The organism is Streptomyces sp. NPDC050211 (assembly GCF_040656035.1).
Lineage (GTDB): Bacteria > Actinomycetota > Actinomycetes > Streptomycetales > Streptomycetaceae > Streptomyces.
Map to the genome: position 1 here is coordinate 1 of NZ_JBFALC010000174.1, position 1,872 is coordinate 1,872.

Consider the following 1,872-nt stretch of genomic DNA (forward strand, 5'->3'; position numbering starts at 1 on the left):
TGAGCTGTTTCCAACCTGGCTGGTGCCATGGGATGTTGGCGTAGGGGCCGGGTGCGGGAAGAGGCGAAGCTCCTGGTAGATGGGTTGTCGACCAAGAGCAACCTGTCCACCCGGAGCTTCACGTGCTTATCTATCCATCGGGAATTGATCTGTCCAGCTCGGCCCTGTGTCACCTATCCGGTCTGCTGGCAGCTCGACGCTTGGAGCGCGGGACGCGATGGCGGCGTCTGTCAGCCGGCCGGCAGGCTCTGCTGGTGCTGGCCCATCTCCGGTGCGGCCACACCTACGCACAGCTCGCAGCCGGTTTCGGGGTCGGCACCACCACGGCATACCGCTACGTCACCGAGGCCGTAGAGATCCTCTCGGCCCTCGCGCCGGATCTCACCACGGTGGTCGCCTCAGCAACCGGCAAGGCGTTCGTCATCCTGGACGGGACGCTGCTGCCCATCGACCGGATCGCCGCCGACCGGCCGTACTACTCGGGTAAGCACCACCGGCACGGTATGAACATCCAGGTCCTGGCCGACCCGTTCGGGCGCCTGCTGTGGGCCTCGCCCGCCCTGCCCGGAGCCGTCCACGACATCCGTGCGGCACGCGCCCACGGCATCATCGACGCGCTGACCAGCGCGACCATCCCCTGCTGGGCCGACAAGGCCTATCGCGGAGCCGGCGGGACCGTGCGCGTGCCCTACTGGGGACGGTGGGAGACGCTGTCAGCCGGCCAGCAGGCCCACAACCGCTCTCACGCGCGGATACGGGCGTTGGGCGAACAGGCCGTCGCCACGCTCAAAAACTGGCGGCTGCTACGCAAGCTGCGATGCAGCACCACCCGCATCACCGACCTCGTCAAAGCCGTCCTCACCCTTCAGCTGAGGCCCACAGCCTGAGGTTGGAAAACTTAGTTCTTGACGTGCTCAGATCATGCTCCTACCGTCAGGATTCTGCTCGCATCACTCGCCTCATCCAAGCTCTCTCCGGGAGGACAGCGTGAGAACCACCCGTTCAGGCTTGATCCGACGATTAGCGCGCCATACCCCGCTGCGCTGGCTCGGCGTACCAACGGCCTTGGCGACGACGGCCGTTCTTCTTGCGGCGCCGCCCGCTCAGGCCGAGATCCTGGACCAGAGGACGATCGACTTCCAGGATTCCGGTGCCTACGCAATCGTTCATTACGGAGTGGACAGCGAGGGCCACTACCTCCAGTTCTACCTGCACGACACCCTCGCCGACGGCCGCTGTGCCGTGGCCATCGCGGACTTCCAGGTCGACCAGGGGCTCTTTGACCACCACCACATCGACCCCGGCCGGGTCTGGGTGTGTGATGACGGCGCGCAAGCGTGGTCCGAGCGGTGGCACCCCTACCCGAACAACGACGATCAGGACCCGGACGCGGGAATCGACGGCTGGGAGATCACGGGCATACGCTGGGCCGCCGCCTGCTGGCAGGACAGCTCCGGTACCAGGGGCTGCACCGACGCGCGAGGCGAGCAGAACGTCAGCTTCCACGACATTCCCATGCTCCCCTGACACCAATCCCTGCCTGCCCGCGTCCGTCCGGGTCCGCCAGCGTGTCAGGTGGACCGGGCTCGGCCGGGAGCGCCAGCCCTGCGGACGCGCACGAGCGCGTCCGCGTGGACCGGCGGCACCGTCCGCGTCCCCTACCGCAGACGGTGGAGACGCTCTGTGCCGGCCAGCAGACCCACAACTGCTCTCACGCGTGGATACGGGCGCTGGGCGAACAGGCCGTCGCCACGCTCAAGAACTGGCGGCTGCTACGCAAGCTGCGATGCAGCACCACCGGCATCACCGACCTCGTCAAAGCTGTCCTCACCCTGCGCCTGCCCAGCTCAAACTGAAGTTGAAAATGGCTCA

The 1,872-nt window shown here is 66.7% G+C and carries 2 protein-coding genes and 1 pseudogene; all 3 read left to right on the forward strand.

The genetic code is table 11. The annotated features are described in order from the left end of the window. The first annotated feature begins 122 nt into the window (after positions 1–122). Positions 123–887 (forward strand): transposase family protein, encoded by a 765-nt coding sequence (locus AB0I98_RS49790; RefSeq protein ID WP_362953154.1) that lies wholly within the window; start codon positions 123–125, stop codon positions 885–887. A gap of 178 nt (positions 888–1,065) precedes the next feature. After that, complete coding sequence (locus AB0I98_RS49795) at positions 1,066–1,527, forward strand: hypothetical protein (protein WP_362953156.1); 462 nt, start codon at positions 1,066–1,068, stop codon at positions 1,525–1,527. 111 nt (positions 1,528–1,638) lie between these two features. Further along, positions 1,639–1,856, forward strand: a pseudogene (locus tag AB0I98_RS49800) (IS5/IS1182 family transposase); the annotation flags it as partial. Positions 1,857–1,872: the final 16 nt, after the last annotated feature.